At 72.8% G+C, this 23,860-nt stretch carries 25 protein-coding genes and 2 pseudogenes; 15 read left to right on the top strand and 12 right to left on the bottom strand.

The window, feature by feature from the left end; all coding sequences use genetic code 11:
- A partial coding sequence (locus tag ABZX30_RS33420) for an Ig-like domain repeat protein (protein WP_355940711.1) occupies positions 1–808 on the top strand: 808 nt, incomplete at its 5' end.
- Between the two features lie 144 nt (positions 809–952).
- Here the strand turns inward: ABZX30_RS33420 and ABZX30_RS33415 are convergent.
- Positions 953–2,455, bottom strand: coding sequence for an IucA/IucC family protein (locus ABZX30_RS33415; protein WP_355940709.1), 1,503 nt, complete (start codon positions 2,453–2,455; stop codon positions 953–955).
- A 33-nt stretch (positions 2,456–2,488) separates the two neighbouring features.
- Between ABZX30_RS33415 and ABZX30_RS33410 the strand changes: the two genes are divergently transcribed.
- From ABZX30_RS33410 to ABZX30_RS33400, 3 genes are read left to right on the top strand one after another with little or no spacing between them, the layout of a single operon-like run.
- The gene (locus ABZX30_RS33410; protein WP_355940706.1) at positions 2,489–4,159 is read left to right on the top strand and encodes an IucA/IucC family protein; all 1,671 of its coding nucleotides are present in this window, start codon (positions 2,489–2,491) and stop codon (positions 4,157–4,159) included.
- Between the two features lie 9 nt (positions 4,160–4,168).
- A complete protein-coding gene (locus ABZX30_RS33405; RefSeq protein ID WP_355940703.1) occupies positions 4,169–5,434 on the top strand; it encodes a VWA domain-containing protein in 1,266 nt (421 codons plus the stop codon).
- On the top strand, positions 5,434–6,237 hold the full coding sequence (locus tag ABZX30_RS33400) for a hypothetical protein (RefSeq protein ID WP_355940701.1): 804 nt from the start codon (positions 5,434–5,436) through the stop codon (positions 6,235–6,237). Before ABZX30_RS33405 ends, ABZX30_RS33400 begins: the two co-directional genes overlap by 1 nt.
- Before the next feature lie 53 nt (positions 6,238–6,290).
- On the opposite strand, the gene ABZX30_RS33395 is transcribed toward ABZX30_RS33400, so the two are convergent.
- A complete protein-coding gene (locus ABZX30_RS33395) occupies positions 6,291–6,917 on the bottom strand; it encodes a winged helix-turn-helix transcriptional regulator (RefSeq protein ID WP_355940699.1) in 627 nt (208 codons plus the stop codon).
- Positions 6,918–7,004: 87 nt separating this feature from the next.
- On the opposite strand from ABZX30_RS33395, the gene ABZX30_RS33390 reads away from it, so the two are divergent.
- On the top strand, positions 7,005–8,213 hold the full coding sequence (locus tag ABZX30_RS33390; RefSeq protein ID WP_355940697.1) for a pyridoxal phosphate-dependent aminotransferase: 1,209 nt from the start codon (positions 7,005–7,007) through the stop codon (positions 8,211–8,213).
- Between the two features lie 26 nt (positions 8,214–8,239).
- On the opposite strand, the gene ABZX30_RS33385 is transcribed toward ABZX30_RS33390, so the two are convergent.
- Complete coding sequence (locus tag ABZX30_RS33385; protein ID WP_355940694.1) at positions 8,240–8,698, bottom strand: ATP-binding protein; 459 nt, start codon at positions 8,696–8,698, stop codon at positions 8,240–8,242.
- A gap of 155 nt (positions 8,699–8,853) precedes the next feature.
- On the opposite strand from ABZX30_RS33385, the gene ABZX30_RS33380 reads away from it, so the two are divergent.
- The 5 genes from ABZX30_RS33380 (at position 8,854) to ABZX30_RS33360 (ending at position 12,007) form a co-directional block, all read left to right on the top strand.
- A complete protein-coding gene (locus tag ABZX30_RS33380; RefSeq protein ID WP_355940692.1) occupies positions 8,854–9,678 on the top strand; it encodes a helix-turn-helix transcriptional regulator in 825 nt (274 codons plus the stop codon).
- On the top strand, positions 9,678–9,881 hold the full coding sequence (locus ABZX30_RS33375) for a DUF397 domain-containing protein (protein ID WP_355940690.1): 204 nt from the start codon (positions 9,678–9,680) through the stop codon (positions 9,879–9,881). Before ABZX30_RS33380 ends, ABZX30_RS33375 begins: the two co-directional genes overlap by 1 nt.
- A gap of 351 nt (positions 9,882–10,232) precedes the next feature.
- Positions 10,233–10,826 carry a histidine phosphatase family protein gene (locus ABZX30_RS33370; RefSeq protein WP_355940687.1) on the top strand — a complete coding sequence of 198 codons (594 nt, stop codon included), beginning with the start codon at positions 10,233–10,235 and terminating at the stop codon, positions 10,824–10,826.
- A gap of 66 nt (positions 10,827–10,892) precedes the next feature.
- On the top strand, positions 10,893–11,531 hold the full coding sequence (locus tag ABZX30_RS33365) for a hypothetical protein (RefSeq protein ID WP_355940685.1): 639 nt from the start codon (positions 10,893–10,895) through the stop codon (positions 11,529–11,531).
- 53 nt (positions 11,532–11,584) lie between these two features.
- Positions 11,585–12,007, top strand: coding sequence for a thioesterase family protein (locus ABZX30_RS33360; protein ID WP_355940682.1), 423 nt, complete (start codon positions 11,585–11,587; stop codon positions 12,005–12,007).
- Between the two features lie 13 nt (positions 12,008–12,020).
- Here ABZX30_RS33360 and ABZX30_RS33355 read toward each other — a convergent pair.
- The 7 genes and pseudogenes from ABZX30_RS33355 to ABZX30_RS33325 all read right to left on the bottom strand — a co-directional run bounded on the left by ABZX30_RS33355 (position 12,021) and on the right by ABZX30_RS33325 (position 16,517).
- A pseudogene (locus tag ABZX30_RS33355) lies at positions 12,021–12,435 on the bottom strand (helix-turn-helix domain-containing protein).
- 127 nt (positions 12,436–12,562) lie between these two features.
- On the bottom strand, positions 12,563–13,942 hold the full coding sequence (locus ABZX30_RS33350; RefSeq protein ID WP_355940679.1) for an 8-oxoguanine deaminase: 1,380 nt from the start codon (positions 13,940–13,942) through the stop codon (positions 12,563–12,565).
- A gap of 10 nt (positions 13,943–13,952) precedes the next feature.
- Complete coding sequence (gene pucL, locus ABZX30_RS33345) at positions 13,953–14,855, bottom strand: factor-independent urate hydroxylase (protein WP_355940676.1); 903 nt, start codon at positions 14,853–14,855, stop codon at positions 13,953–13,955.
- 7 nt (positions 14,856–14,862) lie between these two features.
- Positions 14,863–15,258 (bottom strand): hydroxyisourate hydrolase, encoded by a 396-nt coding sequence (uraH, locus tag ABZX30_RS33340; protein ID WP_355940673.1) that lies wholly within the window; start codon positions 15,256–15,258, stop codon positions 14,863–14,865.
- Positions 15,259–15,262: 4 nt separating this feature from the next.
- A complete protein-coding gene (gene uraD / locus ABZX30_RS33335) occupies positions 15,263–15,775 on the bottom strand; it encodes a 2-oxo-4-hydroxy-4-carboxy-5-ureidoimidazoline decarboxylase (RefSeq protein ID WP_355940671.1) in 513 nt (170 codons plus the stop codon).
- Positions 15,776–15,903: 128 nt separating this feature from the next.
- Positions 15,904–16,272, bottom strand: a complete 369-nt coding sequence (locus ABZX30_RS33330; protein WP_355940668.1) for a helix-turn-helix domain-containing protein — start codon at positions 16,270–16,272, stop codon at positions 15,904–15,906.
- Positions 16,269–16,517, bottom strand: coding sequence for a hypothetical protein (locus tag ABZX30_RS33325; protein ID WP_355940665.1), 249 nt, complete (start codon positions 16,515–16,517; stop codon positions 16,269–16,271). Before ABZX30_RS33325 ends, ABZX30_RS33330 begins: the two co-directional genes overlap by 4 nt.
- Before the next feature lie 120 nt (positions 16,518–16,637).
- Here ABZX30_RS33325 and ABZX30_RS33320 point away from each other — a divergent pair, with 120 nt between their 5' ends.
- From ABZX30_RS33320 to ABZX30_RS33310, 3 genes are all read left to right on the top strand, one after another.
- Positions 16,638–17,162: a GNAT family N-acetyltransferase gene (locus ABZX30_RS33320; protein WP_355940662.1), complete on the top strand. Its 525-nt coding sequence runs from the start codon at positions 16,638–16,640 to the stop codon at positions 17,160–17,162.
- A 59-nt stretch (positions 17,163–17,221) separates the two neighbouring features.
- Complete coding sequence (locus tag ABZX30_RS33315) at positions 17,222–17,461, top strand: hypothetical protein (RefSeq protein ID WP_355940660.1); 240 nt, start codon at positions 17,222–17,224, stop codon at positions 17,459–17,461.
- A gap of 108 nt (positions 17,462–17,569) precedes the next feature.
- Entirely contained in the window at positions 17,570–18,286 is a 717-nt protein-coding gene (locus ABZX30_RS33310; protein ID WP_355940657.1) for a hypothetical protein, read from the top strand.
- Between the two features lie 13 nt (positions 18,287–18,299).
- On the opposite strand, the gene ABZX30_RS33305 is transcribed toward ABZX30_RS33310, so the two are convergent.
- Together ABZX30_RS33305 and ABZX30_RS33300 are read right to left on the bottom strand one after the other, a co-directional pair.
- Positions 18,300–19,907 (bottom strand): AMP-binding protein, encoded by a 1,608-nt coding sequence (locus ABZX30_RS33305; protein WP_355940654.1) that lies wholly within the window; start codon positions 19,905–19,907, stop codon positions 18,300–18,302.
- A complete protein-coding gene (locus ABZX30_RS33300; RefSeq protein ID WP_355940651.1) occupies positions 19,904–21,583 on the bottom strand; it encodes an AMP-binding protein in 1,680 nt (559 codons plus the stop codon). Before ABZX30_RS33300 ends, ABZX30_RS33305 begins: the two co-directional genes overlap by 4 nt.
- A 124-nt stretch (positions 21,584–21,707) precedes the next feature.
- Between ABZX30_RS33300 and ABZX30_RS33295 the strand changes: the two genes are divergently transcribed.
- Both ABZX30_RS33295 and ABZX30_RS33290 read left to right on the top strand, forming a co-directional pair.
- Positions 21,708–22,538 carry a LuxR C-terminal-related transcriptional regulator gene (locus ABZX30_RS33295; protein ID WP_355940648.1) on the top strand — a complete coding sequence of 277 codons (831 nt, stop codon included), beginning with the start codon at positions 21,708–21,710 and terminating at the stop codon, positions 22,536–22,538.
- Between the two features lie 144 nt (positions 22,539–22,682).
- Positions 22,683–23,762, top strand: a pseudogene (locus ABZX30_RS33290) (ATP-binding protein); the annotation flags it as partial.
- Between the last annotated feature and the right edge of the window lie 98 nt (positions 23,763–23,860).

The following is a 23,860-nucleotide window of genomic DNA, read 5'->3' as shown; positions in this document are numbered from 1 at the left end:
CACCGGAACCGTCACCTTCACCGGCCCCGGCGGACTCAACACCACCGTCCCCCTCAACACCGACGGCACCGCCTGCGCCACCACCACCAACCTGGCGACCGGCACCGTCACCGCCGCCTACAACGGCGACGAGTGCTTCACCCCCTCGACCGGCACCGCGAACGCGACGGTGAACAACGCCCAGTCCAAGACCGTGCTCACGGTCACCCCCAACCCGGCGGTCTGCGGTCAGCCGGTGACGTTCTGCGCCACGGTCACGACGGTCGCGCCGGGCAGCGGCACTCCCACCGGATCGGTCACCTTCGTCGGCCCCGGCGGCTTCGTCCAGACCGTCGGGCTCGACGCCGGCGGAAGCGCCTGCGTCACCACCACCGCGAACACCAGCGGAACGGTGATCGCCGTCTACGACGGAAGCACCTGCACCAGTCCGTCGGCCGCGACGGTGAGTCTCACCGTGAACCCCGCGCCCACGACACTCACGGCGGGCCCGGCGCAGATCCGCGTGCGGACGAACGGCACGTTCGTCATCCCGTCGATGAGCGCCACGCTCAAGCTCACCTCCGGCGGCGCTCCGCTCGCGGGGCAACTGGTCACCTTCAGGGCGAACTCACCGTTGGGCCCCATGGTCCTCGGGACGGCGCTCACCGACGCCGCCGGGGTGGCGACACTGGCCCCGCCGCCGCTGCCGGTCCCCAGCACGATCGTCACGGCGAGGACTTACACCGCGTCCTTCGCCGGAACGAGCTGCTACGCCGCGTCCTCCGCGACGGCGCCGCTGACGTTCGTCCCCTACCCGCTCCTTCCCTGACCGCGCCCCGGTCACCGCGCCGGACAGTCGCCGGACCGGGACCGGGACCGTACCGGGGTGGCAGCCGCCGCCCCGGTACGGGCGCGCCCGAGGACACGCGCAGTGCCCTCGATGACGCGGGACGCCGCTTGGGCGTCCCGCGTGTCACGTCCGGGCCAGCGGGTTCGGCAGGGGCAGGTAGCGGGCGTCGGCGCCGTCCGCGCCGGTCCAGCGCAGCAGCAGGTTGGTCTTGCCGGGCAGGGTGGGCGAGGCGAGCAGGGCGGGGATCTCCGGGAGGTCGTGGGCCGCGAGGGCGCGGCGGGCGGCCGGCCAGGGGTCGAGGCCCGGGTGGTGCTCGGCCAGGGCGGCGGCGATCTCGGTGAGGTGGTTGACGACGAGGCAGTAAACCAGCCGTTCCCAGCCGGCCGCGCGGGAGACGTCCGGCAGCAGCTTGACGCCCTCGGCGTCCCGGAACAGCGCCTGCACGGGCGTGCCGGAGGCGTCGACGGCGACCAGGGTGTTCTGGAGGTGGGCCTCCAGCACCACGCCGTGACCGGCGAAGGCGGTCACGGCCGGGGGGACGACCTGGCGCAGGTACGCCTCCCACCAGAGCGCCGGGTCGGCGGCGCGGGCCAGGGGGTTGCCGTCGAAGCCCTCCACGAGTCCGGCGGCGAGCAGCGGGGTGGCGCCGGGCAGCAGGTGGCCGCGCAGTCCGTCGCGGACCAGGACGGCCAGTTCCTCGAAGGCGAAGGCGGCGGTGCGGTAGCCGCGGTCGCCGAGCCACGCCGCCGGGCCGTCGTACGCGGCGAGGGCGCCGGCCGCGGCCGTGTCGTTGCGGCGTAGTTTCCCCAGGTCGTGGCGCCACAGGCGGCGGATGTCGTTGGTGATGCGCACATCCAGGCTGAACTTCAGGTACAGATCGCGGCCGGGCTCGTACAGGGTGCGCACCGCCGCCGTCGGCCACAGCTGGAACGGGGTCGTGCCCAGGCGGACCAGGCGGCCGTCGGCGAAAGCCGGGGCGAGGGCGGGTCCGGCCAGGTCGAGCTGCCAGGGGTGGGCGGGCAGCAGCCGGTAGCCGGGCGGGGCGGTGCCGAGGGCGTCGAGCGCGGAGGTGTCGCCCTCCTCGGCCACCTGGTCCTCGCGCACGCCGAGCAGCGCCAGCGGGAAACGGGCGTACGCCTCAGGGGCGTACGGCAGCCAGGCCGCGACGGGGCCGCCGCCGCGCGCCTTGGGCGCGGGGTGGTGAGGGTGTCCGGTGATGAGGGACTGTTCGGAACGCAGGTACGGGTCGTCGGGCGGCGTCGCCCGGGCGCGTGCGGCGAGCAGCGCGGCGACCGCGTCCCGGCTGTCGGTCATCTCGACGGGCAGGTCGTCGTTGGAGCTGCCCGTGTGCCGGCGCAGTTCCTCGGCGACCAGTTTCACCAGCTCGGTGTGGCCGACGGGCCGCCAGACGCCGGCCGTGCGCACCTCGGGCTCGGCGGGCCGCCGCCGGCCGCGCACCCGCAGCAGACGGCCGGTGCCGGGCAGCCGGTACGTGTGCCGTTCCCCGCTCGCGGCGAGTGGCTCGGCCACCTCCCGCAACAGGCAGTTGAGCAGGGGTGCGGCCGCGTACGCGTCGGCGCGTTCCGCGACGCGGTCGCTCGGGGGCATGTGGTCCACGCGATCCATTCGTTCTTCGTCCGGGATCCGATCGCGATCAGTATGTCTGTCGTGCCCGGCAACCGTGCCCGTCACTACTCCGTACCCGAGGAGCCGACCGTGTACCGCCCTCCCGTCTCCCCTCGCCCTTCCGAGGAACGCCCTCCGGGCCACCGCACCGCCGAGACCGAGACCGAGGCCGAGGTCGCCGGGGAGCTGGCCGCTGTCCGGCCCGGCCTGGTGCCCCGGTACACGGCCGCGCTGCCGAGTGCGCGGGCGGCCGTGCTGACCCGGCTGTGGCGGGCGCTCGCCCATGAGCCGCTGCCGTGGATCAGCCGCCGGGTGCCCGGGGCGGGCGGCCTGCTCCTGCGGCTCGCCGACGGCCGGGTGCTGCGCGGCCCGCACCCGGATCCGTACGCGACCGGCGACCACGTCACCGCCGTCCACCTCGACGGCGTCGCCCACGTCGACCCGGCCCGGCTGATGACGGACCTCGCGGTGCCGCACGCCACGGCCTTCGCCGCCGAGCTCGGGCACAGTGTCGCCTCGCTGGCCCTCTCGCGCGCCGGTGGGCCGGATCATCCGGGTCATCGGGAGGAGTGGCCGGTGGGCGTCCTCGCGGGCGAAGGCCCGGAGGGGGACTGGGAGTGGGAGCAGCGGGTGGTCGACGGGCACCCGTTCCACCCGGCCTGCCGGTCCCGGCCCGGCTTCTCGGTGGCCGAGCAGCTCGCCTACGGGCCGGAGCACCGGCCGGTGGTGGAACTGGGGACGGTCCCGGTCCCGGCGCGGGAGTGCCTGCTGACCGGGCTGTGGCCGGACGAACTGCGCGACGGGGAAGAGCTGTTGGTGCCAGTACACCCGTGGCAGGCGGCGCACGTGCTCAAACGGCCGTGCGACGCCTGGTCGGACGCCCGTCCGCTGATGTCCCTGCGCACCCTCGCGCTGCCCGGCCCCGGCGGACCGCACGTCAAGACCGCGCTGAGCGCCCGGCTGACGTCCTCGGTGCGGGACATCTCGGCGTACTCGGTGGGCGCCTCGGCGACGCTGTCGGCGTTCGCGGAGGATCTGGCGGCCCGCACGGACGGCCTGCTGCACGTCACGCGCACCCTCGGCGCGGTGTCGGCCGGCTCCCCCGACCTGGCGGCCCTGCTGCGCGAGTCGCCGCGGCTGTACGCCTCCGCCGACGAGCACGTCCTGCCGGTGGCCGCCCTCGCCACCACCGCGCTGCCCCGCTCCCCCGCCTGGCTGGCCGAGTTCACCCGCCTCGCCCTGCGGGTGGGCCTGCGTCTGCTGGAGCTGGGCGTCGCCCTGGAGGCCCACGGCCAGAACCTGCTGGTCATCCTGTCGCCCGACGGCCGGCCCCGCCGGCTGGTCTACCGCGACCTGGCCGACATCCGGATCAGCCCGGCCCGGCTGACCCGGCGCGGCATCACGCCCCCCGGTCTGACCGGCCGGCTGGTCACGGACGACGAAACGGCCCTGCGCCGCAAGCTGTTCGGCTCCCTCGTGGCCGGCGCGCTGGCCGCGACGGCCGGCTCCGGCCCGGCCCTCGCCACGGCCCTGGCGGCGGCGGTACGGGATCTGCCGCCCGGCCCCGACCTGACGGCCCTGCGCGAAGACCCGCTGCCTACCAAGGCGTTGACCCTGATGCGGTTGTCACCGGGGACACCGGGCGACCAGTGGGCCACCCTGCCCAACCCCCTCGTTTTGGAGCCCGGCACCCGAGATCAATAGGATCCGCCGATGATCAGAAGACAACGGCTGGCGGCAGGGATCTGTGCCCTGCTCGCCGCGCTGACGGCAGGGCTCGCGTTCCCCGCCGGGGCGGCCGCCGACGAGACGGACGACCAGGCGGCCCCCAAGGTCGAGCTGGTGCTGGACGTCAGCGGCTCCATGCGGGCGCGGGACATAGACGGCGGGTCGCGGATGTCCGCGGCGAAGCAGGCGTTCAACGAGGTGCTCGACGCGACGCCCGAGGAGGTCCAGCTCGGGATCCGCACGCTCGGCGCGAACTACCGCGGCAACGACCGCAAGACGGGCTGCAAGGACACCGCGCAGCTCTACCCGGTCAGCACGCTGGACCGCACCGAGGCGAAGACCGCGGTCGCCACGCTGACGCCGACCGGCTGGACCCCCATAGGTCCCGCACTGCTGAAGGCGGCCGACGACCTCGACGGCGGGACCGGCACCCGCCGCATCGTCCTGATCAGCGACGGCGAGGACACCTGCCAGCCGCTGGACCCGTGCGAGGTGGCTCGCGAGATAGCCGCCAAGGGCATCGGGCTGACCATCGACACCCTCGGCCTGGTGCCGGACGCCAGGACCCGCGACCAGCTCAGCTGCATCGCGGACGCGACCGGCGGCACCTACACCGACGTGCGGCACAAGGAGGAACTCAGCGACCGGGTGGGTCAGTTGGTCGACCGGGCGGCCGACCCGGTGGTGACTCCGGTCGCCACCGAGGGCACGAACGCCTGCACGGACGCGCCCACGCTCAAGTCGGGCCTGTACACCGACCGTGAGGAGTTCGGGCAGCAGCGCTGGTACAAGGTGTCCGTCGACCCCGGCCAGGAGCTGCGCGCCTCCGTGAGCGTGGCCGACGACCGCGCGACCGCTCCCGGCTACGGCGTGCTGCTGCGGGCGGTCACGGTGCACGGCCGGGAGATCGTGCGCGGCGAGGCCGCGGGCAACGGCCGTACGGACATGATCTCGACCGGTCTGCGCTACCCGAGGCCGGAGAGCGACGACGAGGACGCTCCCGCCGAGACGGTGTGCCTCCAGGTCACCAACTCCTTCTCGGCGTCCGCCGGGGTGAAGACCACGCCGGGTCTGCCGCTGGAGCTGACCGTCGACGTGGTGGACGGTCCGGACCAGGCGGGCGACGTGGCCTCCTTCGGCCTCGGGCGCGGCTGGTGGCTGCTCGGCGCGCTGGTGCTGGCCGGCTTCGTCGCGGGTCTGCTGTGGGGCTGGCTGTCGCGCTGGCGGGTCGCGGTCTGGAGGACCAACTGATGCGAATGACACGAGTACTGAGTGCCGCGCTGCTGGCCGTCGGACTGGCCTCCGGTCCGGCCGTCGCCGACTCCTCGCCGTCCCCGAGCGCGTCGGACGACAGCAAGGCGCCCACCCAGGCGGGCACGTCCTTCCGCACGGCGACGGAGATCGACCAGGGCGAGCAGGCCACCGCCAGCGGTTCCACCGGCGACTACCTGTACTGGTCGTTCCCGGCCGACTCCGGGCAGCGCCCCACGGTGAAGGCGACCGTGAAGCTGCCGGACGCGCACGCCGCGCAGAGCTGGCAGATCGACGTGTACGACGGTCTGCGGCGCCGCCAGTCCTGCCAGTACGGGGCGCAGACCCGCACCGCCGCCCAGGGCACCGGCACGGTGGAACTGGCCTGTGTGCTGCGCACGGTCCGCGCCTGGTCGGAGCCGTGGGCCAACGACCCGCTGCCGGGCACGTACTACATCCGTCTGACGGTCCTCGACCTGCCCGCGGCCGACCTCGGCAAGCCGGTCGGCGCCGAGGTCCGGGTCGACTCCAAGGACATCGGCGGCGCCGCCGCGGTGGACGGCTCGCTGGCGAAGCCGCTCGTCCCCGGGATCGCCGCCAAGTCCGCGGACGACGGGGACGGTTCGGCGAAGTCGGCCGTGCTGTCCGCCATCGAGCCGGACGACGGCTGGTCCTCCGGCTGGTGGACCGACCGCTGGGTGTGGACCGCGGTGGGCGGCGTACTGGCCGCGCTCGCCGGGATCGGCGGGTACGCGCTGACCCGCGGCGCGGGACGGCCGCCAGGGGTGCCGCCGAACGCCTGACGTGACAGAAGGCCCGCCGCCCGGCGGGCCTTCGCCTTTTCGGCCGCCCGCTCTCAGGCCTCCCGCAGCGCCTTGGCCACGGCGCCGTCCCCGGTCACCTCGACCCTCCCGTCCCGCACCGCCTCCAGGAGGCTCGACTCCCCTTGGGCGAGCGCCGTACACGTCCCGGCGTCCATGACGAGCCGGGCGTCGGGCTCGTCGGGGGCCCGCCCGTCGCCGTACACGGGTCCGTCCTCGGCGCCGAGGTACAGGTGGAAGTCGCCCTCCTCCAGCCGGACTTCGACCAGTCCCGCCCCTTCGAGCTCGCGCAGCAGCGGCAGCGCGAACCAGTGGGCGCGCAGCGCGTCGGTGGGCCGCCGCTCCCCCAGCTCGGCCCGGCCCCACTCGCCCAGGGCCAGCAGCACCGGCAGCAGCTCCCTCCCCCGAAGGGTGAGTTCGTACACGAAGGCGGCCCCGGGCGGAGGCAGCCGGCGCCGGGTCGTGAGCCCGTCGCGTTCCATGTCCTTCAGCCGTGAGGCGAGTACGTCCGTGCTCACGCCGGGCAGGTCCGCGTGCAGGTCCGTGTAGCGGCGCGGGCCGGCGAGCAGCTCCCGGACGATCAGCAGGGTCCAGCGGTCACCGACGAGGTCGAGGGCGCGGGCGGCGGAGCAGTACTGGTCGTAGCTTCGGCGAGGTGACATGTCCCGCAGTCTAGACATGTCGTTGGACTTTCCAAGCGTGAACTTGGTAAAACCAAGCAACACACCGAACCGGAGGGGCGAGCGCGCATGGAGTTCCGGCAGTCGAACAAGCTCAGCGAGGTCTGCTACGAGATCCGCGGCCCGGTGATCGAGCACGCCGACGCGCTGGAGGCCGCGGGCCACAGCGTGCTGCGCCTGAACACGGGCAACCCCGCGGTCTTCGGCTTCGAGGCGCCGGAGGAGATCCTCCAGGACATGATCCGGATGCTGCCGCAGGCGCACGGCTACACCGACTCGCGCGGCATCCTCTCCGCCCGCCGTGCGGTCGCCCAGCGCTACCAGACCCTGGGCCTGGAGGTCGGCGTCGACGACGTGTTCCTCGGCAACGGTGTGTCCGAGCTGGTGTCGATGGCCGTACAGGCACTGGTGGAGGACGGCGACGAGATCCTCATCCCCGCCCCCGACTTCCCCCTCTGGACCGCCGTCACCACCCTGGCCGGCGGCAAGGCGGTGCACTACCTCTGCGACGAGCAGGCCGAGTGGTACCCGGACCTGGACGACATGGCGGCGAAGATCACCGACCGCACCAAGGCCGTCGTCATCATCAACCCCAACAACCCCACCGGGGCGGTCTACCCGAAGGAGATCGTCGAGGGCATCCTCGACCTCGCCCGCCGGCACGGCCTGATGGTGTTCGCCGACGAGATCTACGACCAGATCCTGTACGACGACGCCGTGCACCACTCGGCCGCCGCGCTCGCCCCCGACCTGGTCGTCCTCACCTTCTGCGGCCTGTCGAAGACCTACCGGGTGGCCGGCTTCCGCTCCGGCTGGCTGGTGGTGACCGGCCCCCGGCAGCATGCCAAGGACTACCTGGAGGGCCTGACCATGCTGGCCTCCATGCGGCTGTGCGCCAACGCGCCCGCGCAGTACGCCATCCAGGCCGCGCTCGGCGGCCGCCAGTCCATCCGCGAACTCACCGCGCCCGGCGGCCGGCTGCGCGAACAGCGCGACGTGGCGTGGGAGAGGCTCAACGAGATCCCCGGCGTCTCCTGCGTCAAGCCCAAGGGCGCGCTCTACGCCTTCCCGCGCATCGACCCCAAGGTGCACCCCCTCCACGACGACGAGAAGTTCGTCCTCGACCTGCTGCTGAGGGAGAAGATCCAGGTCGTCCAGGGCACCGGCTTCAACTGGCCGGCCCCCGACCACTTCCGCATCCTGACCCTGCCGTACGCGGACGACCTGGAGGCGGCGATCGGCCGGATCGGCCGCTTCCTGAGCGGCTACCGCCAGTAGCCGGACCTGGCCGACCGCGGCACCGCTCACCCCAGGGCCACCTCGCACCAGACCGTCTTGGTGTACGGGTCCTGGGAGGTCGTGCCCCAGTGACCGGCCAGCGCCTCGACGAGGAGGAGGCCCCGGCCCGACTCCGCTTCGGGTGAGGCCGGCGGCAGGGTGCCGGGTGCGGGCGGCCGACGGTCGGCACGGGCATCGGTCACCTCGATACGCAGCGCGGGACCCTGCGGATACAGGGTGAGACACAGGCGGAAGTCCCGGCCCCGCACCCAGCCGTACAGCACCGCGTTCGCGGCGAGTTCGGCCACCAGCAGCGTCACGGTGCGGCCGGCCTCCGAGTCGTACGGCCAGCCCCAGACGTGGAGCCGCTCGGCCGCGAGGTGACGGGCGAGGCGGGCGCCCTTGGGCGTGGCCGGGAGACGGACGGCGAAGTGGCCCGTGGGGGAACGGTGTTCATCCGTCGTGGGGGAGATATCGACGTTCATGTCACCCAGCGTGGTCGGCTGTCCCTGCCGTGAACAGCCACGACGACAGTACGCGGCGTCAGTGTCCGGTCGCCGTCCGGCCCTGTCCGGAGAGTGCCGCGTGACGCGGCGGGCCGGTGGGGCGTTGGACACCGGTGGCACGTGGAGGTGGGCGGATGGAGTCATACGACGGCGAGGACGAGGAGTCGGCGGCCGTACTGCGGACGGTCGGCAAGGTCGTCAAGATGTGGCGGGAGCTGAGAGGGCTCACCCAGGCCGAGCTGGGCACGGCCATCGGCTACAGCGAGGAGCAGGTGTCCTCGGTCGAGCGGGGACGCCGGGCGCCGAAGGCACAGTTCCTGGAGGCGGCCGACCGGGTACTGGACGCGGGCGGGATGATCGCCGGACTGAAGAAGGACGTGGAGGAGGCCCGCTATCCGAAGAAGGTGCGGGATCTGGCGAAGCTGGAGGGGGAGGCGGTCGAGTTGTGCGCCTACGCCAACTCCGTCGTACACGGCCTGCTGCAGACGCCGGATTACGCGAGGGCGCTGTATGGGATGCGTCGGCCGCCCTTCACCGAGGAGGAGATGGACCGCCGTGTCGCCGCACGCATGGGCCGCCAGGAGATCTTCGATCGAGACCCCGCGCCCGTTTTCAGTTTCGTCCAGGAAGAGGTGACGCTGCGCCGTCCACTCGGAGGCAGAATGGTGATGCGGAAACAACTCGAACGCCTGTTGGAGGTCGGTCAGCGGCGGAACGTGGAGATCCAGGTGATGCCCACCGACCGCGAAGACCACGCCGGTCTGGACGGATCACTCCAGCTGCTGCGGCTCAAGGGGGGAGACACGGTGGCGCACAACGAGGTACAGCTCACCAGCCGCCTGATCTCACTTCCCAAAGAGATCCAGATCTTCGAGGTCCGCTTCGGCATCATCCGCGCCCAGGCTCTCACGCCCCGTGAGTCGCTGGCCTTCATCGAGAAAGTACTGGGAGAGACATGATGACCAACCCCACGACGGCCAACGGTTCCGCGCTGCACTGGTTCAAGAGCAGTTACAGCACCGCCGACGGCCCGGAGTGCGTGGAGGTCGCCTTCGCTCCCCGGACCATCTACATACGGGACTCCAAGCACGGCCAGGGCCCCCAACTGGCTTTCGGGACAGAAGAGTGGGCCGCCTTCGTCTCGTACGCCGCCGATCACTGACGTACGACAGGGAACCACGGCGGCGGGCGGCCCCCAGCACAGGTACGCCGTCCGCCGCCCCCTCGCTCCGACGGAAGCTCGGCCGGAATCGGCCGTTAGCGCACCCTCCGGCCGATATCCCTTGTTTCCTGGTCATTGGCGCTTCGCCAGACCGGATCAAGCCGAGGGGGACCGAGACGATGAAGCGAGTTGCCGCCGTGACTGCGGCTGTTGCGCTGAGCTGGGGGCTGAGCACGACGTCCGCGAGCGCGACGTCGCAGTATGTTCACTTCCAGAACCTGGCGATCAGTCACGGGGCCGGCTCTGGAGCGTTGCTGCCGGAACTTCTCGTCCCGCCCCTAGCCTGTCCGCATGGGTGATCTCTTTCTGGTCCGGCACGGTGAGACGGAGTGGTCGCGGTCCGGGCGGCACACCGGCTGGACGGACGTGCCCCTCACCGAGCGGGGGCGGGCGGAGGCGCGCCGGCTGGTGCCGTTGGTCAGGGAGCAGCGGATCGGGGCGGCGTTCGTGAGTCCGTCGCGGCGGGCGCGGGAGACCGCCGAACTCATCGGGGTGGACGATGCCCGGGTCGACTCCGATCTGCGGGAATGGGACTACGGCGGCTACGAGGGGGTGACGACCCCGGAGATCCACCAGATGCGGCCGGACTGGTTCCTGTTCACCGACGGGGTGGCGCCGGGGCCGCCGGAGCATCCGGGCGAGACGCCGGAGGAGGTCGGGGAGCGCGCCGACCGCGTCCTGGCAAGGGTGGCCGCCGCCGACGCCGAGGGCGGGGTCCTGCTGGTGGCGCACGGGCACTTCCTTCGGGTCCTCACCGCCCGCCGGCTGGGCCTGCCGCCGCGGGACGGGGCGCTGTTCCAGCTGGCGACCGGAACGCTGTGCCGGCTGGGCACGGAGCACGGGCGGCCGGTGATCGCGGAGTGGAACATGCGGCCGGGGGTGTAGCGGAGGTGCGTTGTCGGACCCGGGTCGTAGTCTTCGAAAGGAGCCGACACCGGGGAGGAGCACGCCGTGACCCGACCGCCGACCGCCGCGCAGCGGCGTGTCATTGATGCCGCCGACCCCGTCACCGGGCGGCTGAGGGGGACGGAGGCGCAGCTCGCCGCCCTGGTCCAGCGGGGGCTGGCCTTCCGGCATCCGCGTCCGCCGCACGACCACTTCCTGACGCCCGCCGGGCACCGGATACGTCAGGCGGTGCCCGGCGGGAGCGAGGAGAGGGGGGAGCCGGTGGCAGTGCCCGCGTCCGGTGGGGTCTTCGCGGCGCGCGTCGGTGGCGAGGAGGACCCTTCCGGCTCCGGCCCGGCGCGTGAGCGCGAGGTGCACAGCGCCTGGCAGGGGCTGGTGGAGCTGCGCCGGATGACCAACCCGGACGGTGCCACGGACCGGCCGTGCTCCTGGGAACGCACGCATCTGGTGCGGGCCGCCGCGCTCGCCCTGGAGGCGGCCGGGCACCGTCCGGCGGGCCGGGACGACGACGGTTACCGGGTGCGCGCGACCCCGCAGCCGGAGGCGGTGGCCGTGTACGCGCCGGACGGGGAGGCGCTGCGGGCGTGCGCGGCCACGCTGGAGCGGGCGGGCTGGCAGACCGGGGAGTACACGGAGCCCAGGACGAGAGTGCGGTATCTGCTGGCATCACCCCGGCGGGTGTGAGGCGCGTGCCAGGATCGGTGGCACAGAAGAATCGAACGCGAGAAGGGAAAGCAGTGACCGAACCGTTTTCCGTCCGTGTGACCGTCCGCGGGTACGAGACCGACGTACAGGGTCATCTCAACCAGGCGGTGTACCTCAACTACGCGGAGCACGCCCGCTGGACGCTGCTGAAGGCCGCCGGAATCAGCCAGGCCGAGCTGATCGGCCGGGGCGTGGGCCCGGTGGCGCTGGAGACCACCGTCCGCTACCGCAGAGAGCTGCTCGCCGGTGACGAGGTCGACGTGACGTGCGAGTTCGAGTGGGGCGACGGCAAGACCTTCCGCATCCGTCAGGAGATACGCAAGACCGACGGCACGGTGGCCGCCGAGGTCGTCGGGGTGGGCGGCATACTGGATCTCGAGGAGCGGAAGCTGGTCGCGGATCCGCGGGAGATCTTCAAGGAACTGGCCTGTGACCTGAGCCTGTTCGGGCTGTAGCCCCCTGCCCCGCCTACGCGTCGAGCAGTTCCGGCCGGTGCTCGGCGTCGTAGGCCGCCCGCGCCTCGGCGATGTGCACGCGGTTGCGCTCGGCCCAGCCGGTCGGCCTTTGCAGCGTCTCGTGCAGTTCGCGCGCGACCGGGGTGAGTTCGTACTCCACCTTCGGCGGCACCGTGGGATGCACCGTCCGCGTCACCAGTCCGTCGCGCTCCAGGTTGCGCAGGGCGAGCGTGAGCATGCGACGGCTGATGCCTCGATGCCGCGTTCGAGTTCGAGTTCGGTGAAGCGGATCGGCCCGTGCGCGGCCGCGACGAGGATCTGCACGCTCCACTTCCCGGACACCCTGTCAAGAACTTCCCGGACCGGGCACGCGTGCGCGTGCGCGCGACCTGGGCGGTAACACCGGTGTTCCGGGTGGCGACGGGGATCGCGCCGGCCGCGCCGGCACTGGCGGCGGTCGTACTGCGGACGCGGCGTCGGGACTGAACCCACGCCCGGGGGAGCGGGGCGTCCCGCTCCCCCGGTGTCGCGGCCCGGGGCGGAGTCGGCCGCCGCTCAGTCCCCGGCGGCGATCCGTGCCAGGCGCTGGGCCTCCCGGCGCGTGGAGCGGGCGATCTCGTCCTCGTCGACGGTGAGCAGGCGGCCGTCCGCCACGATCTGCCGGCCGCCCACGAACGACGCCGTGACCGGGGCCGCCGCGCCGAACACCAGCGCGGTCACCGGATCGGCGATGGAGGCGTGGGCGAGGGTGTCCAGCTTCCACAGCACCAGGTCGGCCAGCTTGCCCGGCTCCAGCGAGCCGGTCTCGGCGGCGCGGCCGAGGACCTGTGCGCCGCCGTAGGTGCCGAGGCGCAGGGCCTGCCGGGCGTTCAACGCGGCCTCGCGGTGCGGTCCGAGACGGCTGACGAGGAGGGCGTTGCGCAGTTCGGTGTGCAGTTCGCCCGACTCGTTCGACGCGGTGCCGTCGACGCCGAGGCCGACGGGGACGCCGGCCGCCAGCATGTCGGGGACGCGCGCGATACCGGCCGCCAGGCGGGCGTTGGAGGACGGGCAGTGGGCGACGCCGGTCCCGGTGCGGGCGAACGCGGCGATGTCGGAGTCGTTCATGTGGACGCAGTGCGCCATCCACACGTCCGCGCCGAGCCAGCCGGTGGACTCGAAGTAGTCGGTCGGGCCCATGCCGAACAGCTCGTGGCAGAACTTCTCCTCCTCCACGGTCTCCGAACCGTGGGTGTGCAGGCGCACGCCGAGGCGGCGGGCCAGCTCGGCGCCCTGCCGGAGCAGTTCGGTGGAGACGGAGAAGGGCGAGCAGGGCGCGACGGCGACCTGCGTCATCGCGTCGGAGGAGGCGTCGTGGTGCCGCCTGACGGTCTCCTCGGTCGCGGCGAGGGCGCCGTCCAGGGTCTCGACGGCGAAGTCCGGGGGCAGTCCGCCGTCCTTCTCGCTCCGGTCCATGGAACCGCGGGCGAGGGTGAAGCGGACGCCCGTCTCCCGGGCGGTGCGGATGATCGTGCCGGCCAGGTCGCCGCAGCCCCGTGGGAAGACGTAGTGGTGGTCCATGGCGGTGGTGACGCCGCCGCGGGCCATCATCGCCAGCGAGCCCTGCGCGGCCGCGCGGACCATCGGCTCGTCGATACGGGCCCACGTCGGGTACAGCGCGACCAGCCAGTCGAAGAGGTTGTGGTCCGTGGCCAGGCCCCGGGTGATCCACTGGTAGAAGTGGTGGTGGGTGTTGACCAGGCCGGGGGTGACCAGGTGCCCGGAGGCGTCGATGCGGCGGACGACGTTCTCCAGGACCTCGGGGGCCCGGCCCGGGCCGAGCGACTCGATCACGTGGTCCGCCACGACCAGGTGCCCCGAGGGGTACTCGGTGTCCGCCGCGTCCACCGTCGCGATCGCCGCGTTCTCGATGACGACGCGCTGCGCTGCTGCCATGGTCCGTCCTTCAGAGGTTGGTGAGGTCCGCCGGGATCTTCGCCTCGCACCCGTCCCGCAGGACGGTGGCCTCGATGAGGCCGTAGGGGCGGTCGGCGGCGAAGTACACCGCTCCGTCGGGGGTGTCGTTCTCCATCCCGAAAGGCTCCAGGTCCACCAGGAAGTGGTGCTTGTTCGGGAGGGAGAAGCGGACCTCGTCGATCTCGTCGCGGTGGTCGATGATCCGCGTGCCCATGGCGTAGAGGGTCTGCTGGAGCGAGCGGGAGTACGTCTCGGCGAAGGCACGCAGCAGGTGGTCCTTGACCTGGGCGTACGACGCGTCCCAGGCGGGCGTCTGCCGCTCGTCGCCGGTCCAGTTGAAGCGCCAGCGGGCGGAGACGTCGGTGGCCAGGACGCGGTCGTGGGCCTCGGGGAGGGTCGTGTACTCGTCCCTGACGAAGCCCCGGAACTCGGAGTCGGTCGAGTTCAGGACGGTCAGGTCCTTGAGGCCGGAGACGACCTCCCAGGACGAGCCGTCGTAGGTGACCTGGGCGAGCCGGGTCTCCTGGCCCTTGCGGACGAAGGAGTGCGCGCCCTGCCCGGCGTGCTCGATCCGCTCCCAGGCGTACTCCTCGACGCGGACGCGGGCCCGGTGGATCGGCTCCTGCGAGGTCACGAAGTGCCGGGCGAGGTGGATGCCGAACTGCTCGGGCGACTCGACGCCGTACTCCTTGGCGAACGCGTACACCGTGTTCTTGGTGGTGTCGGTCGGCAGGACGTGGGCGTTGGAGCCGCGGTGGTGGACCTCGTCCATGTCGCCGGAGAGCGACACGGACACGTTCAGGTCCCTGATGTGGTGGGTGGCGCCGTTCCGGGTGATCTTGACGACCCGGTTCTCGGCCTTGCCGTACTGGTTCGGTCCCAGGATGGGCATGTGTCTGCTAGCTCCCTCGGTAAACGGAGTAGCCGAACGGGTTGAGCAGCAGCGGTACGTGGTAGTGCTCGCCCGGTGCGACGGCGAACGTGACCGTCACCTCCGGGAAGAACACCCCGGGGCCGCTGTCCCGGTGCGGGGGGGCGTCCTGCCGCTCCTCGGCTCGCTTCTCCTCGAAGTACGCCTCGACCGCGAAGTCGAGCCGCACGTGGGCCGTCCCCGCCGGCAGGTCCGGCAGGTCCCTGCACCGTCCGTCCGCGTCGGTCGCCGAGCCGCCGAGCGCCTGCCATGCGGCGTCGCCGCCGCCGCGGGCCGCGAGCCGGACGGTCACGCCGGCGGCGGGGCGGCCGGTGCTGGTGTCCAGGATGTGCGTGGACACGGAGGCGGTGGTGGGGGTGCTCATGGTGTCAGGTGTCCTGTTCGACGAGTCGGGCCAGCCGGATGCGGTTGATCCTGCCCAGCTCGGTGCGGACGATCTCCCGTTCCCGCTCCGGCGGGTTCCCGATCCGTGCCCTGAGCGCGTCCCGCATCTCCTCGCCGGTCCGCCCGGTGGCGCAGATGAGGAACACGTGGCCGAACCTGTCCTGGTAGGCCAGGTTGAGTTCGAGCATCTCCGCCCTGAGTCCGGCGGAGGCGCCGGCCATGCCGCGCTGCTCCCGGGCCGACGCCGCCTCGCCCGGCTCGGGGCGGCCGATCGGGGGGTGAGCGGCCATCGCCTCCTCGAGGTCCGCGCCGGTCAGCTCCGCCATGGCGGCGTCGCTCGCGGCGTACAGGTCGTCGGCGGTGGCGTAGGGGCGGGCGGCCAGCAGCCGGCCGGCCCACGCCGTGGAGGCGCACGCCTCGTGGAGGACGGCGAAGGCCGCGTGCTCCTCCAGGGTGTTGAACCGGGCCAGGCCCCGGGGCGTGGAAGTCGAAGTCACGGGAGCCTCCGTGGCCGCGAACGGCCCTCGTGCGGAACGGGCTCCCGCCAGCTAACGCCCTCCGGAAGACAACGTCAACACTTTGTTGAAAATTCTGTGTGACGCGAGCGGGCCGGCGGGTGCGCCGCTCAGGCCTGCTTCTCGCGGTTGAGGTAGTTGTAGACGGTGAAGCGGCTGACGCCGAGCGCGCTCGCCACGGTCTCCACGCCGTGCCGGACGGCGAAGGCGCCGCGCGCCTCCAGCATCCGTACGACCTCCTGCTTGGCCTTGCGGTCGAGGTCGGCCAGCGGTCTGCCCTGCTTGCGCTCCAGGGCGGCGAGGATGTGGTCGAGGGAGTCGGCGAGCTGGGGCAGGCGTACGGCGACGACGCCGACGCCCTCCCAGGCGAGCACGACGTCGTCGGGGCCGGCCTCGTCCGGTGGCAGCAGCTCGCCGCCCATGGCGTCGACCAGGGGTTTCACGGCCGTGATGAAGGGCTCGTCGCCGTGGCCGCTCACTCGCCCTCCCCGATGACGTTGACCTGGAGCGTGATCCGGGTGGCACCGGCCTGGAGGGTCTTGCGCAGCAGCGCGTCCACGGCCGCGAGCACGGCGTCGGTGCCCCCCTCCGCCGTGTTGCCGAAGGGGCCGACGTCCACGGCGTCCAGCTCCGCGGCCTCGACGACCTCCCGCGCCACCAGGGCGTGCGCGGGCGCCTCGTCCAGGTCGAAGGGCTCGGTCGTGAACTCCACTCTCAATCGCACGCGCTCAACCTAACGCGCGGTGACGGCTTCCGCCGAGCCCTCGTGACAAGCGGGAGCGGGCCGCGGTCCTCGTCGTTTATCCGGTTGAGATCGCCGGCCCGAGGCGTGTTGGCTGACCGCATGGTGCTCGGAGACCTGGTGAAGCTGCGGCCGCTCGAACCGTCGGACGCGGAGGCGATGTGGCGGTGGCACACCGACCCCGACGTGATGCGCTGGATGGACGAGGGCTACGTCCCGTCGCTGGCCCAGGTCAGGAAGCGGATGGAGGAACGGCCGCGCAACGGGTACGGCGAGGTGCTCTTCGGGATCGAGGTGCTCAGCGACGCGGCCCTCATCGGCGTGGTGCGGCTGCGGGACGCCGAACCGGAGACCGGGTGCGCCGAACTGGACCTCTACCTCGGTGAGAAGGACTGCTGGGGGCGCGGCTACGCCACGGACACGATGCGGACGATGTGCCGCTACGGCTTCCGGAAGATGCGGCTGCACAAGATCTCGCTGACCGTCGTCACCGAGAACCACGCGGCCCACCGGGTCTACCAGAAGGTCGGCTTCGTCGACGAGGGCAGACTGCGGCAGGTCTTCCGGCGCGACGGCCGGTGGTACGACATGTTCACGATGGGCCTGCTCGAGGACGAGCTGCGCTGACGCCCGTGCCGCCGGTCCCCCGGGGTGCGGACCGGTGCCGCCCGCAGCAGCCTGAAGGCATGACACATCCACCGGCACGGCATCCGCGCATCGTGGTGCACTCCCCCGCCCTGGACGGCTCCCGGCGGGTCACCGAGGGCGAGGTGACCCTGGGCGTCGCCTCCCACCTGGACGACGTGGCCGAGATCCTGCGGCTGGCCGACCTGGACCAGATCGCGGTCGAGGAGAGCGACCTCATCGACTGGCAGGGCGGCGGACCGGACGACTGGCCGGGTCTGTCCGAGCACCCGGAGCCGTGAGGGCCCGTACGCACGGGCCCCCTGGGCGGGCACGTTCCCGCCACACGGGCGCCCGAAAGCCGTCAAGGGTGCGGCAAGTGAGGGACAAGGGGGCCCGCCCGGACGACGATGGGGGGCATGTCCGAGAGCGTGCCGGTGCGCTGCCCGGCCTGCCGGCGCGCACACGTCTACAACGCGCCCTGGTACCCGTGTGCCTGCGGAGCCCCGGTCAGCCCGCCGCTGGACCGGGGGGCCGCGCCCACCGCCGTCGCGCACCGGGCGTGGGACGAGGACTGGGTCACCGTGGCGTGCGCCTCCTGCGGGCGCCGGAACCAGTGGCCGCACCCGGAGCTGGGCTGCCCGTGCGGGACGGTGCTGCGGCTGCCGGTCTCCGGGGCGCCGCCGGCGGCCCGCCCCGGACCGGACCCGCACCCGGAGCGCCGCCCGGAGCGCCCTCCGGACGGCCGTCCGCCGTTCCACCCGGTGGCCATCCGCACCGCGCGCGACGCGGTCACCGCCGCGGCGCTCTATCTGCGCCGGCTCGGCTACCGGGACATCCGGCGCGCCGACCAGCGTCCCCCGTCCGGGATCGGGCTGGCCGCGCGCGGGCTGCTGGCCCAGGTCGACCCGACCGCACGGCCGGCCTCGCTGCGGGACGTGGAGTGCCTGTGGCTGACGGCCATGACGGAGTCCGCCGACTGCCTCTACTTCACTCTCGCCGGGTACGAGGAGGCCGCCCGCGTCCGCGCCGACGGCCTCGGCATCCCCCTGTTCGTGCTGGACCTCACGGGCACCCCGCAGCCGGTGAACGCCGTCGCCGACGACCTCGGCGCGCCGGACGCCTGAGCGCGCGGGAGCCCTACCGCCCGTACCGCTCCCGCAGTTCCACCTTGCGGACCTTCCCGGACACCGTCATCGGAAAGGTGTCGAGGACCTCCACCCGGCTCGGCACCTTGTAGTGCGCGAGCCGTCCGGCGCAGAAGTCCCGTACGTCCTCGAGCGCCGGCGGGTCGGCCGGGTCGCGCGGGACGACGCAGGCCAGGACCTCCTCGCCGTAGGTCTCGTGCGGCACGCCGACGACCTGGACGTCGCGGATCTTCGGGTGGGCGTAGAGGAACTCCTCGACCTCCCGGGGGTAGATGTTCTCCCCGCCCCGGATGATCATGTCCTTGATGCGGCCGACGATCTCGACGTACCCGTCCTCCCGCATCACCGCCAGGTCGCCGGTGTGCATCCAGCGTCCCGCGTCGATCGACTCGGCGGTCTTCTCCGGCTCGTCCCAGTAGCCGAGCATCACGCTGTAGCCGCGGGTGCACAGCTCCCCCGCCGTGCCGCGCGGCCGGGTCACACCGCTCACCGGGTCGACGACCTTCACCTCCAGGTGCGGCAGCACCCGGCCGACCGTGCCGGTGCGGTGCTCGAGGTCGTCGTCGATCCGCGTCTGCAGCGACACCGGGGACGTCTCGGTCATGCCGTAGCAGATGGAGACCTCCGCCATGTGCATCTCGGCGACCACCCGTTTCATCACCTCCACCGGGCAGGGTGAGCCCGCCATGATGCCGGTGCGCAGCGACGACAGGTCGTAGGCAGCGAAGTCGGGGAGGTTCAGCTCCGCGATGAACATGGTGGGCACGCCGTACAGCGAGGTGCAGCGCTCCCGCTGGACCGCCTCCAGTGTGGCCGCCGGGTCGAAGGACGGCGCCGGGATCACCATGCAGGCGCCGTGCGAGGTGGCCGCGAGATTGCCCATCACCATGCCGAAGCAGTGGTAGAAGGGCACCGGGACGCAGATCCGGTCCTGCTCGTCGTAGGCGATCGCCTCCCCGACGAAGTAGCCGTTGTTGAGGATGTTGTGGTGGGAGAGGGTGGCCCCCTTGGGGAAGCCCGTCGTCCCCGAGGTGTACTGGATGTTGACGGGGTCGTCGCAGGACAGCTCGGCCGCCCGGGCGAGCAGTTCCGCGCGCCGGTCCGACGTGCCGCGCCCGGTCATCGCGTCCCAGCTGGGGTCGCCGATGTACACGGTCTCCCGCAGCCGGGGGCAGCGGCCCCGCACCTCCTCCACCATCGCCCGGTAGTCGCTGCTCCGGTGGCTCAGCGAGGCGAACAGCAGGGAGATCCCGGCCTGGTTCAGGACGTACTCCACCTCGTGGGTGCGGTACGCCGGGTTGATGTTCACCATGATCGCGCCGACCCGCGCGGTGGCGTACTGCACCAGCACCCACTCGGCGCAGTTGACCGCCCAGATGCCCACCCGGTCGCCCTTGGCGACCCCGCTCGCCAGCAGCGCGTACGCCAGCCGGTCGACGTCGGCGGCGAATGCGGCGTACGTCCAGCGCCGTCCGGACGGCATGTCCACCAGGGCCTCGCGGTCCGGCCAGGCGGCGACCGCCCGGTCCAGGTTCGCCCCGATGGTGTCGCCGAGCAGGGCGGTGGGGCCGGTCCCGTGCGTGTACGACGGTTCGCTCACCGGAAGTCCTCCTCGCGGTACTCCTGGTCGGAGCCCGCCGCCGTGGCCTCGCGCAGCTCGATCCGGCGGATCTTGCCGGAGACGGTCTTGGGCAGCGCGCCGAACTCCAGCCGGCGGATGCGCTTGTAGGGGGCGAGGACCTCGCGGGAGTGCTCGAAGAGCACCTTGGCGGTGCCGGGGCCGGGCTGCCAGCCCTCGGCGAGGACGACGTACGCCTTGGGCACGGCCAGGCGCAGCTCGTCCGGCGCGGGCACGACGGCCGCCTCGGCCACGGCCTCGTGCTCCAGCAGGGCGCTCTCCAGCTCGAACGGACTGATCTTGTAGTCCGAGGCCTTGAAGACGTCGTCGCTGCGCCCGATGTACGTCAGGTATCCGTCCTCGTCGCGCGAGGCGACGTCTCCCGTGCGGTAGTAGCCGCCCGCCATCACCTCGGCCGTGCGATCCGGGTCGCCGTGGTACCCGGCCATCAGGCCGACCGGCCGGGCGGACAGTTCGAGCGCGATCTCGCCCTCGGCCACGCCGGGGGCGCCGGAGACCGGGTCCAGCAGTTCGACCCGGTAGCCGGGGCTGGGCCGCCCCATGGAGCCGGTCTTGAGGGGCTGGCCGGGGCTGTTGGAGACCTGCACGGCGGTCTCGGTCTGACCGAACCCGTCCCGGATGGTGACGCCCCAGGCCCGCCGCACCTGCTCGATGACCTCGGGGTTGAGTGGCTCCCCGGCGGCGAGGGCCTCGCGGGGCGGGGTGGTGAGCCCGCTCAGGTCGGCCTGGATGAGCATCCGCCACACGGTCGGCGGGGCGCAGAACGTGGTCACCCCGGCCCGGTCCATCTCGGCCATCAGCCGGGCCGGGTCGAAGCGGGTGTAGTTGTGGATGAAGACGGTCGCCTCCGCGTTCCACGGGGCGAACAGATTGGACCAGGCGTGCTTGGCCCAGCCGGGCGAGGAGATGTTCAGGTGCACGTCGCCGGGGGTCAGGCCGATCCAGTACATGGTGGCCAGGTGCCCGATCGGGTACGAGGCGTGGGTGTGCTCGACCAGCTTGGGGCGGGCGGTGGTGCCCGAGGTGAAGTAGAGCATCAGCGGGTCGTCGGCCAGGGTGGGGCCGTCGGGGAGGAAGCCGGCGGGTGCGGTGTACGCGTCCTCGTACGGCTCCCAGCCCTCCTGGGGCAGACCGCCGACGGCGATCCGGGTGTAGGCGCCGGGCACCTCGGCGAACTTGGCGGTGTCCTCCGCGCGCGCGATCACATGCCGGACCCGGCCCCGTTCGACGCGGTCGCGCAGATCGGCGGGGCCGAGCAGCGGGGTGGCGGGGATGACGACCGCGCGCAGCTTCATCGCGGCCAGCGCCGTCTCCCACAGCTCCGCCTGGTTGCCGAGCATGACCAGCACCCGGTCCTCGGCCTCGACGCCGCGCGCCCGCAGCCAGTTCGCGACCCGGTCGGAGCGCTCGGCCAGTTCGGCGAAGGACAGTTTCGTCTCGGTGCCGTCCTCCTCGACGATGTGCAGGGCGGTGCGGCGGTTGCCGTCCGCGATGACGTCGAACCAGTCCAGCGCCCAGTTGAAGTGCTCGGGGCGCGGCCAGTCGAAGCCCTCGTACGCCGTGGTGTAGTCCTCGCGGTGTTCCAGCAGGAAGTCCCGCGCGCCGCGGAAGAGCTCCGTAGCCGTGGCCGTCGTCATCTGTCCTCCTCGTTGCCGGACCATTGCCGGGCGGCTCTCTGGCATCGTGTAATCCGTGATGCAGGTCTCACTACCCCCGAACGGGGGTGTGGGCAGCACGGAGCCGCGATGAAGGGGCGAAGAGGTGACAGCAGACGCCGCCGGGGTGGTGGAGATACGCAGTGCGCTGGCCCGGCTGCGACGCACGACCGGGCTGCCGGTCGCCTTCGGCGGCCTGGTCGAGGCCGGCCGGCCGCAGATGCGGATCAGCGAACTGAGCGGCACGGCCACCGTGGCGCTGCGCTCGCTCGCGGTGACCTCCGGCAACGGTCTGGGCGGCAAGGCCGTCGCGCTGGCCAGGCCGTGCGCGGTGACGGACTACTCGGTCTCCCGGCAGATCAGTCACGAGTACGACATCCCGGTGGCGGTGGAGGGCCTGCGCTCGGTGGTGGCCGTGCCGGTGGTGGTACGGCGCCGGGTGCGGGGCGTGCTGTACGGCGCGCTGCGCACGGCCCAGCCGCTCGGCGACCGCACGCTGAGCGCGGCGGTGGCGGCCGCCCGGGACGTGGAACAGGCGCTGGTGGTCCGGGAGGAGGCGCGGGGCCTGCTGACCGCGGTCCGGCCGCAGCCCGCCCCCGGTGCGGCGGCCGAGGGCCGGGAACGGGTGCGCGAGGCGCACGCCGCGCTGCGCTCGCTGGCCCCGCGGATCGCCGACCCGGAGCTGCGGGCCGAGCTGCTGGCGGCCTGCGGCCTGCTGACCGGGCCGGGCCCGGCGCGAGGCCCGAGCCTGGCCCCCCGCGAACTGGACGTCCTGGCCTGCGTGGCGGAGGGCGCGACCAACGCGGCGGTGGCCCAGCGGCTGGGGCTGCGGCCGGAGACGGTCAAGGGGTACCTGCGCTCGGCCATGCGGAAGCTGGGCGCGCACACCCGGGGGGAGGCGGTGTCCACGGCGCGCCGCGCGGGCCTGCTGCCCTGACCGCGCCGAGCGATTTCCATTCATACGGCCGTGCTTTGAATTTGCGCATGCATGGCCGCTGTTATTTCCCTCACCACGGCTTCCGTCCGAATTCTGGGGTTCGTTGCCTAGAATTTGGCCCGGACACGACACAGGAGGGGAGCGGTGACCGTGCGACGGGACTTCCAGGAGCCTGCGAGATGCCGCCCCGACCTGGTCATCGGGCGGGAAGAGCTGTTCACGGCCGCCCACGAGCAGCTCACCCGGGGCGGCAGCGTCCTGCTCCACGGTCCCGCCGGAATAGGGAAATCGACCGTCCTGCGGGCATTGGCGGCGGAATATGCCGGTGCCGCCCACACCGTGTTGCGCTGCTCCGCCACCGAGTCCGAATCCCACCTTCCCTTCCTCGCCCTCGCCGACCTCCTCGGCCTGGTCCTCGACCGGGTCTCCGCCCGGCTGCCCACCGCCCAGGCCACCGCCCTGGAGTCGGCGCTCACCGGCCGCGGCGAGTCCAGCCTGCAGCGCGACGGGCTCGCGCTGCGCCTCGCCGTGCTGTCCGCGCTGCGCGCGCTGGCCGCCGAGGGCACCGTCCTCCTCGTCGCCGACGACCTGCAGTGGCTGGATCCGGCCAGCGCCGAGATCCTCGGCTTCGCCGCCCGCCGGCTCGGTGACACCCCGGTCCAACTGCTGTGCGCGGTCCGCACCGAGGGCCAGGAGTACGACCGCCAGCTCCACGCGTCCCCGCCCGACACCCTCGCCGTCCGCCTCGGCCCCCTGACCCGCACCCAGGTCTCCGCCCTGCTCGACCACCGCGGCCACACCGGCCTGACGCGCTCCACGGTCCGCGAGATACACCGCACCAGCGGCGGCAACCCGCTCTTCGCCCTGGAGCTCGGCCGCGCCCTCGCCGAACGCCCCACCCCGCCGCGCCCCGGCGAGCCGCTGCCGGTGCCCACCTCGCTGCGCGCGCTGGTGCTCAGCCGCCTCGACATGCTCTCCGTCGAGGCCCGCCGCACCCTGCTGGTGGCCAGTGCCGGTGCCCGCCCCACCCCGGCCCTGCTGCACGCGGCCGGCCGGGAGAACGCCGAGGCCGAGTGCGCCCAGGCCGCCGAACTCGGGCTGCTGGCCACCGAGCCGGAGGGCCCCGCCGTACGGTTCGCGCACCCGCTCATCTCCGCCGCCCTGTACGCCGAGGCCCCCGCCCACGAGCGGCGCGCCGCGCACGCCGCGCTGTCCACCGCCGCCCCCGCCGGATCAGCCCCTACGACCTCGGCATCTGGAACGACACCCAGGTCGCCGCGTTTCGGCGCATCACCGCCTTCCTGAAGTCGCAGGGAGTCGTC

Origin of the sequence: Streptomyces sp. NPDC004542 (assembly GCF_040610035.1) — a bacterium.
GTDB lineage: Bacteria > Actinomycetota > Actinomycetes > Streptomycetales > Streptomycetaceae > Streptomyces.
The sequence above is the reverse complement of the archived record's forward strand: the minus strand, read 5'-3'. Positions and strand labels throughout refer to the sequence as shown.

What these genes read in the sequence shown, in the direction of transcription:
- ABZX30_RS33415 (WP_355940709.1), bottom strand. Translation starts at nt 2,455, where the DNA reads ATGGATCGCGTGGACCACATGCCCCCGAGCGACCGCGTCGCGGAACGC.
- ABZX30_RS33410 (WP_355940706.1), top strand. Translation starts at nt 2,489, where the DNA reads ATGTCTGTCGTGCCCGGCAACCGTGCCCGTCACTACTCCGTACCCGAG.
- ABZX30_RS33405 (WP_355940703.1), top strand. Translation starts at nt 4,169, where the DNA reads ATGATCAGAAGACAACGGCTGGCGGCAGGGATCTGTGCCCTGCTCGCC.
- ABZX30_RS33400 (WP_355940701.1), top strand. Translation starts at nt 5,434, where the DNA reads ATGCGAATGACACGAGTACTGAGTGCCGCGCTGCTGGCCGTCGGACTG.
- ABZX30_RS33395 (WP_355940699.1), bottom strand. Translation starts at nt 6,917, where the DNA reads ATGTCACCTCGCCGAAGCTACGACCAGTACTGCTCCGCCGCCCGCGCC.
- ABZX30_RS33390 (WP_355940697.1), top strand. Translation starts at nt 7,005, where the DNA reads ATGGAGTTCCGGCAGTCGAACAAGCTCAGCGAGGTCTGCTACGAGATC.
- ABZX30_RS33385 (WP_355940694.1), bottom strand. Translation starts at nt 8,698, where the DNA reads ATGAACGTCGATATCTCCCCCACGACGGATGAACACCGTTCCCCCACG.
- ABZX30_RS33380 (WP_355940692.1), top strand. Translation starts at nt 8,854, where the DNA reads ATGGAGTCATACGACGGCGAGGACGAGGAGTCGGCGGCCGTACTGCGG.
- ABZX30_RS33375 (WP_355940690.1), top strand. Translation starts at nt 9,678, where the DNA reads ATGACCAACCCCACGACGGCCAACGGTTCCGCGCTGCACTGGTTCAAG.
- ABZX30_RS33370 (WP_355940687.1), top strand. Translation starts at nt 10,233, where the DNA reads ATGGGTGATCTCTTTCTGGTCCGGCACGGTGAGACGGAGTGGTCGCGG.
- ABZX30_RS33350 (WP_355940679.1), bottom strand. Translation starts at nt 13,942, where the DNA reads ATGGCAGCAGCGCAGCGCGTCGTCATCGAGAACGCGGCGATCGCGACG.
- pucL (WP_355940676.1), bottom strand. Translation starts at nt 14,855, where the DNA reads ATGCCCATCCTGGGACCGAACCAGTACGGCAAGGCCGAGAACCGGGTC.
- uraH (WP_355940673.1), bottom strand. Translation starts at nt 15,258, where the DNA reads ATGAGCACCCCCACCACCGCCTCCGTGTCCACGCACATCCTGGACACC.
- ABZX30_RS33320 (WP_355940662.1), top strand. Translation starts at nt 16,638, where the DNA reads ATGGTGCTCGGAGACCTGGTGAAGCTGCGGCCGCTCGAACCGTCGGAC.
- ABZX30_RS33315 (WP_355940660.1), top strand. Translation starts at nt 17,222, where the DNA reads ATGACACATCCACCGGCACGGCATCCGCGCATCGTGGTGCACTCCCCC.
- ABZX30_RS33310 (WP_355940657.1), top strand. Translation starts at nt 17,570, where the DNA reads ATGGGGGGCATGTCCGAGAGCGTGCCGGTGCGCTGCCCGGCCTGCCGG.
- ABZX30_RS33300 (WP_355940651.1), bottom strand. Translation starts at nt 21,583, where the DNA reads ATGACGACGGCCACGGCTACGGAGCTCTTCCGCGGCGCGCGGGACTTC.